Here is a 7218-nt window from a genome sequence, read left to right on the forward strand (position 1 = left end):
GGGGAGGGTTGTTTTTGAATAAAATCTTTGGCGAGCTGCTTATTTTCCGCTCGCCAATTCAATCTTCAGGCTAGGGTCTGTCTCGACGTCGTCAATAATGCTGTTGTAGCGTTCCACAATCTCGGCAATTTTTGCTCGGCGCTGGCTTTGGGTAAAGTTACCCAGTTCGTGCACATTGGTGGCGATGAATTGCTCAAACTCTATGATGTCGATTTGATCGCCCAGCCCGGCATTTTCTGCCAAACCTTCCGCAACCAGGACGCCCTTGCGTCCAGTCACGATAATGGGTTTGCGGCCAGCGGCTACATTTTCCTGGCACTTGGCAATGAGGGCTTCGCCAGGGGCTGTTGAGACATGGATAGATGCATCGCCAATGTCAAAGTCGCCAGTTCTGCCGATTTGTTGATCGCTTTGGTTGGCGTTATGGTGTTCGATCCCGCTGCCCGCGCCTAAAAACACTTCCAGCTTGGCACCTACCAGATGTTGCATGACGGTGCCGACATACTTGGTACCGCTTTCTGATTTCTGGCGCTCAATGGCTTGCTGCATCAGGTTGCGTACAGCTGCACGCAGCCCCATCTGGCTATCCAGGCGAAAGGTAAAAGGCTTGCCAGCAAAGAAAGCCTGCACCCGTGTAATCCAGAATGCTTCTGCTTGATTCAGATCCAGGCTCCCTGCCTGGTGTTGCTCATTCAAAAAGCTAAGGTAGTGCTTCATGTTGGCAACGCTGCCGCGACTGGTGCGGCCACCTTCCTTGGCAAGAATGCGTTCAATGCCGTGTTGATTCAATACGGCCTGGACCGCAGCCATTCCCAAGCCTGCTACTTGGGTACCGCTTTCCGCCAGAAAGTCATCCACTTGCAGTGGGAAGGTTTTCTTTTTGGCCTGCTCGGTCACAACGATGGCGACGCATAGTGGGCCTTTACCTCGAAATCCATGCTGCGTTGCGAACTGTTCAAGCCGTGACTTCATTACCAGTTTCTTTCATGTGTGCTACTTGGATAGTGTCCAGGACGGGATTGAAAATGTGTTTTGTCAGGTGACCCACAACGGGTACCACCACACCATCGCCAGCGACGTGGTACGCATCGTTATATTTTTCCGGTAAGCAATAACTGTCCGGCAGGCCCATTAAGCGGGCGGCCTCGCGTGTAGAAAGCAAGCGTGAACGGACGTGGCTTCCTTCAACAACAAGGATGATCTGCCGGCTAGAGCCCCCCGAGGGAGTGCGCAGACAACCAGCAATATCATCAAACCTTACTTCGGCACGCTGTTGGCGGATACCATTTTCTATGCGCGTGCGTCGATAAACGCCGCCCACCATCTTCGTTTTCGCCTGCTTGGCTTCTTCCACTTTTTTCATGTGCAGGGGAGCCATTAGGGACAGAATGCGCGCGGTTTCTTCTGGAGAGTGCCACACTACACTGTCCGGGTTCTCTTCTATCACCTTGGCAAATGGAGTTACCTTTTGCTGCGGCAGGGGAAGTTGCCACCATAGCCAGTTTGCCTGAGTGGCAGCTGATAGCTGTGAGTAGGCCTTTTGTAGTGCGGCAGGGTGCCAGGGGCCGTTGGCATGGTCGCACAGCAAACTGGCCGGGATGTCTACGCTGGGGTGAACGCCAATGAAAAAGACGCGCTGTCGAGATTGGGGGACAAAGTGCTTGGCATCGACGACCAGTGCACCAATCCGGTAACCAGCGTCGGTAAATGAGGTGCAGATGGCGGCAAAGTCTTTGCCTTGGTGCGATGTCAGTGCGCCGTAGACATTTTCCAGAACGATTAGGCTGGGTGCGCGATCTTCTTGTATCAGTGTGCGCATGAGCCGCCAGAATGGCCAGAAGGTACCCGAGCGGGTTTGCTTGTCCGACTCTTTATCCCCGATGCCTTTGTAGTTGCCAGCCAGGGAGAGGTCCTGGCAGGGAAAGGATGCCCAGACTAGCTCTGGGTGGCCTGGCAGCTGGGCTGTGGTGATGTTATTCACGTCATCCAGCACAAACTCATGGCCACCATTCCAGTTTTTGCGATAAACCTGGGCCTTCATCGCGTCGAAGTCATTGGCGAATGCGCAGTGCCAACCATCTCCAAGCCCAGCACGTGCCATGCCACCGCCCGCGAAGAATTCAAAAAAAGGCCGCCCCGATTGGTGAGTAGGCTGATTGCGTGGTTGCGTTTCCTTCTGGATTTTTTCCTGAATGGCTTCTGCTACCCAGCTATTGACTGAGCGTTTGATGCCGCCTTCACTACGCAGTACATCTACTGCCTGGTACAGCTCGGCAGGGAGGCGTAGATTGATGCGGTGTTCTTCTGTGTTATCCATCTCCGGATTATGGCGCCATTTTTTGGCACCGTGTGGGAAATGAAGTGATTGATCGTTGCCTGCACAGCGCAGGTAAAGTAGATCATCGGACAGTCACCACCTGGTCCACCCGGGTGGTGTAGCAGGGCGATTTCTTTTCCTGTTTCATCCGCCAGTCTTCTGTCAGCCCCTCTGCGCCTAACCGCACGGTGCCCCGGCCATGGTCGTGATGGCCTGGGCTCCGATGCCCATCGAAGAACAACTCACTCATCTCCCTTATACACAGTGCGGAACTTGAATAAGCCGCAGCCATTGAACGTCCCTTCGTAGAAAGCGGTCTCGATAAAACCGGCCACTGAGTCATGGATATAGCTCTCAAGAAAGTGCTCGACTGCCGGAGTGAGTCGTCGCAAGTCAAGACTGCTAGCGATATGAGCGGGATCGGTTTCCGGTGAGACTGCCGGATCTAATGCCCGACTGTACGACGATGGCCTATTTTTTACCTTTGCGGCTGCATGTGCCGGGTCAAAATCTGGTGACATGGGGTCGCCAGCATGCAGCTTGGCCAAACCGCTGATGATGCCTTGCTGGGTTCGTTGCAAGTACTGCTGATGTTTACTGCTGGCAGTACGGTAGGGCGCACGCTTGGTAAACTCGCGACGATATTTGAAGCGTTGGCTTAGATATAGTGCCATATGCTGCTGGTGCATTTTTTCGGCCGAGGCCGGGGCGACCTTGGCATCACGCAGATAAGCGTTGAAATCGTTGATTACCTGCTGTGTGGGTGTCAGCAATTTCTGGACTTGATCGGTGAGTTGGTTCATGGCCAGTAGTGGTACGCCGGCCTTAAGTGCCGCTTCATACATGCGGCGGCAGGGTATCACACACATCTGGCTGTTTTGTGCAGCCATGATGCCTAGCTCACCATTCATATAGCCACCGCCTACGTCGGAGTGGGAGCCCGGGTACATTACTTCCATCGCATTGGCAGGGTAACTATTGCCACGGCGTACGGTATCCAGTGGGAAACAGGCCCGTACTTCGTGTCCAGCCAGATAGTGCACACATTGTTCTACTGCCGGGTGTATGGCCAGGTTGCCATCAGCCCAAGCCATGTGACCGGTAAAGGGAAGATTGTCAGGAAACAGTTGGGCAAGGCCCACCGAAGCCACCGTGTCAAAAATCCCCAGAAACTGGGTGCGCAGCGGGATGCCAGCAAAGTGCCAGCCACCATTTTCCTGTTTGCATACCTGATACAGCCAGTTGACGAAGGCCCGCGCTTCAGTAGCACCGCGTGAGAAACCAAATACAGAGAGGTTTATTTGCGTCACTTCGGGCTTGCGGCCCTTCAGCGCAGCCTGCAATCGACGTTGCCAATTAGTGAACAAGGCCCAGCGCATGGCTCTGCCCGTTACACCACTAGCCATTTCAGTGATGGACTTAGCTAGTCCATCGTCAATCAAGACCCCTTTAGTGACATAGCGATAGGGTGCATTTAGCAGTCGTGTTAGTGCCCACAGAATCCGTGCTTCGCCGCCGGCACCCGCTGCCGTACCCAGCATGCCGCCCTTGTCGCCAATTTCCGGGAAAGGTGTGCCGACACCAGGCATGTAGAAGCGGAAATAGCCATCATCTGGCTTGTCTCGTGCGGCCAGAAACATACGGGCGATATTGCTTGGCTTCTGCTGGTCTGGCTTGGGCTGGTAATAGTCCAGATTGAGGTTGTTGCCGGTGCCGTCGAAGAACAGCACCACATGGATCTGGCCGCGGCATTTGGAGCTATCTTTGCCGCTGACGCAGGCCAACGCTTGTGCCCGTTGTAATTGTTCCCGTGCGGTGAGTGCGCGCTGCCCGCTTGGGTAGGGTGCTGGGTTTTGAGTACTCATTGTGTGGCTTTCTGCGTCTCGCGGGGATAGGCCGGTCGATAGTCTGGATGCTCAGGGAAGATATCGCTCAGTTTGACCAGCACCTGGTCGTTGGGCAGGAAGTGGATATCAACATGCTGCATCTGTTTGGCCTGATATTCCGGGATGGTCACGGTGCGAGTTTTCCAGCTGCCTTCAATAAACACCTTGTCGCCATTTTGCATGACGACATTACCACTGGCATCGCGCTGGAAATGTCCGCCTTGCAGCCAGCCAATCTTGACTGTTAGCCCTGGGCGCCATTTGCTCGGCACAATGACGCAGCAGACTTCTCCACCGCCACCACCCATGGCCGGTACATTCAGCACACCGCCTTGATTATTAATGGTGATCGAGTCGATTGGCTTTGCAGTATGGTTGACCGCCAGATAGCTCAAGCTGGTTTTTTCTTCTTCGCAGCCAGCCAGAAATAGCAGACTCAGCAGTAGCAATGCGGAGATTTGCTTGCGTAATACGCTCATTGGAAACCTCTCTGCTCCAGGTAAGTGCGTAGGGTGTGGGTATTCATTGTGTGGCCTTCTGCGTCTCGCGGGGATAGGCCGGTCGATAGTCTGGATGATAAGGCAGAATATCGCTCAATTTGACCAACACTTGGTCATTGGGCAGGAAGTGGATATCAACATGCTGCATCTCTTTCGCCTGATATTCCGGGATGGTCACGGTGCGAGTTTTCCAGCTGCCTTCAATAAACACCTTGTCACCATTTTGCATGACGACATTACCACTGGCATCACGCTGGAAATGTCCGCCTTGCAGCCAGCCAATCTTGACTGTTAGCCCCGGTCGCCATTTGCTAGGGACGACGACACAGCAAACTTCTTTGCCTCCGCCACCCATGGCCGGTACATTCAGCACACCGCCTTGATCGTTAATGGTGATCGAGTCGATTGGCTTTGCGGTGTGATTGACTGCCAGATAACTCAAACTGGTTTTTTCTTCTTCGCAGCCAGCCAGAAATAGCAGACTCAGCAGCAGTAATGCGGAGATTCGCTTGCGCAATACGCTCATTGGAAACCACTCTGCTCCAGGTAAGTGCGTGGGTTGTGAATACTCATTGAGTGGTCTCCATCGTTTCGCGAGGGAATGAAAACTGCCTCTTAAACGCGGACTGGCCAATTGCGTGTCTGCTGAGCAAGTTTAGTTCCAGTTACCGCAGCTCTGTTGGAGACGCTCGCCGCAATAGCCCTCGATGCCATAGGAAGCAAGCAGGGCAGAGCAGGCCAAGATGGAAATCAACACAATTGCTATCCACAAGCGTGGTATCCACGCACTTTTCTTGCGGCGATTGAGTTCCATAATCCCAACCGGAAGCAGGCATATGCCCAAGATGACACCAGGAATAAACCACAGCAGCACCAAAGAAAAGAATGTATGGCTTTTAAGCTTATAGGACGTTATTTCATTAAACAATTCAAGAATGAAACAGGTCACAAAAGGTGAAATCAATAGCACACAGCCAATCAGAAAAAGCGTGTAGTCCCTTATCGTGGGCCAATATTTTGAGAAATAGGAAGGCATCTTCATGATCTATCCTGAGTATCTTAGTGGTGTCCGGTGTGGGGCATTTGTTGGTTAACATCACAGGTGCAGTGCCACGCTATTCAAGTACTGACGGATTGCGCTGGTTCCAATAGCTGGGCCAGCAAGTCAACTCGTTTGCCAGGGTCGGGCTGAGCCAGTGCTTGGCGCAATAGCTGATCATCCAGCAAGCGTCCTTCGCTGTAACACACGGCCACGGCTACGGTTAGCTGCTCAGGGGCATCCTCAATGTGATGTTCTGCTAACAGATCTGCCGTACGTTGCAGCCAGCCATGCAGCACTGCGCCAGAGCTAGGGAGCAGGTCGGAGAAACCTTCGTGCAACTGGTCTGCCAATACGTCGGCCTGGGCGGCTTGCATCAGGGCGGTAAATTCCGGAGTGCTCAGCAGCCATGGATCCTGCGCATCGGGAGGAAGTGTCTTGGGCGGCATGGGCAATGCCCGCAGTTGGCTGTGGCGGTCAATAATCAACCACTGTTCCACTGGTTCGCACAGCCGTTGCCAGGCTGCAGTAGCCAGTACTTGCGGCAGGCTGGCAGCGATGCGTGTATCGGCAAAACGGACGACGTACCACTGCCCGTCTTCGGTGGTGGCATTGAGGCTACGTTGCCAGGCATCCCGTAAGGCGGGGGCGCTAAGCTGGCTTGTTAGAAAGCTCAGCATCGGCCGCCCCTTGCAATGTCGTAGCAGCCGTTGCAGATCTTGTAGGTTGTCGGGATGCAACTCGATGAGTCTTGGTGAAACCTCGCGTAGCTCACCCCAGTCCTGCAGGTGATACAAAGGCCAGCTTGCTTTGCTCTGCCATATCTTGCGCCGCTGGTAGTCGAAACTATCGTCTACCAGGGCGTAGCAATACAGACCGTCTGGCAGTTCTTTGAGTAGCGTCTCCAGTTTTTGTGACTGTTCCGCTACATTTCCTTCGTCCATCGCAAAATACATTGCCATTCCTATTGTCCCGCCAGTGGTAGGCCGAACTTGAGTGCATTGAGCATGCATTGCAAGCAGAACTGCTTACCAGGGAAAACCGGCATGGGGATATTCATGCTGTCTGGCCCGGATAGGTTGTGGCTGGCCCCCTTGATACTGACAGTCCCCGGGCAGTGCACTTCGATATTGCCGCCTTTCAGCCGGATATAGCCGCCACCGCTGGTCAGCAGAATCTCTTCTTTGGCTGCAATGGTGATGCGCTCCTTGCAGGAGGTAATCGTCACATCCTTGTCTGCGGTGATCTCCATCGCATCGCTCTGCGCCTGCACCTGCACCTTGCCTTTGGCTGCAATCAGTTTCAGCGCGATCTGGTCTTTCACCCCCGCCACGAACAGGCTGATGTGCTGGCCGGCGTTGTGCAGCCAGCGGCGGCCGGTGGTGTGGTTGGCATCGCGCTGGGCGATGAGGTTGAGGTTGGTCCCGGCAGAGAGGGTCTGGCTTTGTTCGGTGACGCTGGCAATGCCGGCCGGGG

9 protein-coding genes are annotated in these 7218 nt (G+C 54.1%); all 9 read right to left on the reverse strand.

The window, feature by feature from the left end; genetic code table 11:
- Window positions 1-39 precede the first annotated feature (39 nt).
- A complete protein-coding gene (locus tag DBR44_RS16445; protein ID WP_124645096.1) occupies window positions 40-972 on the reverse strand; it encodes a DUF4928 family protein in 933 nt (310 codons plus the stop codon).
- Window positions 956-2317: a DNA cytosine methyltransferase gene (dcm, locus tag DBR44_RS16450; protein ID WP_124645097.1), complete on the reverse strand. Its 1362-nt coding sequence runs from the start codon at window positions 2315-2317 to the stop codon at window positions 956-958. The genes DBR44_RS16445 and dcm overlap by 17 nt, the downstream gene beginning before the upstream one ends.
- An 82-nt stretch (window positions 2318-2399) precedes the next feature.
- Window positions 2400-2660, reverse strand: coding sequence for a DUF4113 domain-containing protein (locus tag DBR44_RS20115; protein WP_124645098.1), 261 nt, complete (start codon window positions 2658-2660; stop codon window positions 2400-2402).
- The gene (locus DBR44_RS16460; RefSeq protein ID WP_124645099.1) at window positions 2560-4182 is read right to left on the reverse strand and encodes a DUF2235 domain-containing protein; all 1623 of its coding nucleotides are present in this window, start codon (window positions 4180-4182) and stop codon (window positions 2560-2562) included. Before DBR44_RS16460 ends, DBR44_RS20115 begins: the two co-directional genes overlap by 101 nt.
- Complete coding sequence (locus DBR44_RS16465) at window positions 4179-4682, reverse strand: DUF3304 domain-containing protein (RefSeq protein WP_124645100.1); 504 nt, start codon at window positions 4680-4682, stop codon at window positions 4179-4181. Before DBR44_RS16465 ends, DBR44_RS16460 begins: the two co-directional genes overlap by 4 nt.
- A 43-nt stretch (window positions 4683-4725) precedes the next feature.
- Window positions 4726-5229 carry a DUF3304 domain-containing protein gene (locus DBR44_RS16470; protein WP_124645101.1) on the reverse strand — a complete coding sequence of 168 codons (504 nt, stop codon included), beginning with the start codon at window positions 5227-5229 and terminating at the stop codon, window positions 4726-4728.
- A 129-nt stretch (window positions 5230-5358) separates the two neighbouring features.
- Window positions 5359-5745 (reverse strand): hypothetical protein, encoded by a 387-nt coding sequence (locus DBR44_RS16475; protein WP_124645102.1) that lies wholly within the window; start codon window positions 5743-5745, stop codon window positions 5359-5361.
- A 77-nt stretch (window positions 5746-5822) separates the two neighbouring features.
- Window positions 5823-6704: a DUF4123 domain-containing protein gene (locus DBR44_RS16480; RefSeq protein WP_158613644.1), complete on the reverse strand. Its 882-nt coding sequence runs from the start codon at window positions 6702-6704 to the stop codon at window positions 5823-5825.
- Between the two features lie 2 nt (window positions 6705-6706).
- On the reverse strand, window positions 6707-7218 hold a 512-nt coding region (locus tag DBR44_RS16485), incomplete at its 5' end, for a DUF2345 domain-containing protein (RefSeq protein WP_148090025.1).

This window comes from Aquitalea sp. FJL05 (genome assembly GCF_003852595.1).
GTDB lineage: Bacteria > Pseudomonadota > Gammaproteobacteria > Burkholderiales > Chromobacteriaceae > Aquitalea > Aquitalea aquatilis.

Coding starts and splice junctions, on each gene's coding strand:
- DBR44_RS16470 (WP_124645101.1), bottom strand. CDS start 5,229: ATGAGCGTATTGCGCAAGCGAATCTCCGCATTACTGCTGCTGAGTCTG.
- DBR44_RS16475 (WP_124645102.1), bottom strand. CDS start 5,745: ATGAAGATGCCTTCCTATTTCTCAAAATATTGGCCCACGATAAGGGAC.
- DBR44_RS16465 (WP_124645100.1), bottom strand. CDS start 4,682: ATGAGCGTATTACGCAAGCAAATCTCCGCATTGCTACTGCTGAGTCTG.
- DBR44_RS16445 (WP_124645096.1), bottom strand. CDS start 972: ATGAAGTCACGGCTTGAACAGTTCGCAACGCAGCATGGATTTCGAGGT.
- DBR44_RS20115 (WP_124645098.1), bottom strand. CDS start 2,660: ATGACTCAGTGGCCGGTTTTATCGAGACCGCTTTCTACGAAGGGACGT.
- DBR44_RS16460 (WP_124645099.1), bottom strand. CDS start 4,182: ATGAGTACTCAAAACCCAGCACCCTACCCAAGCGGGCAGCGCGCACTC.
- DBR44_RS16480 (WP_158613644.1), bottom strand. CDS start 6,704: ATGGCAATGTATTTTGCGATGGACGAAGGAAATGTAGCGGAACAGTCA.
- dcm (WP_124645097.1), bottom strand. CDS start 2,317: ATGGATAACACAGAAGAACACCGCATCAATCTACGCCTCCCTGCCGAG.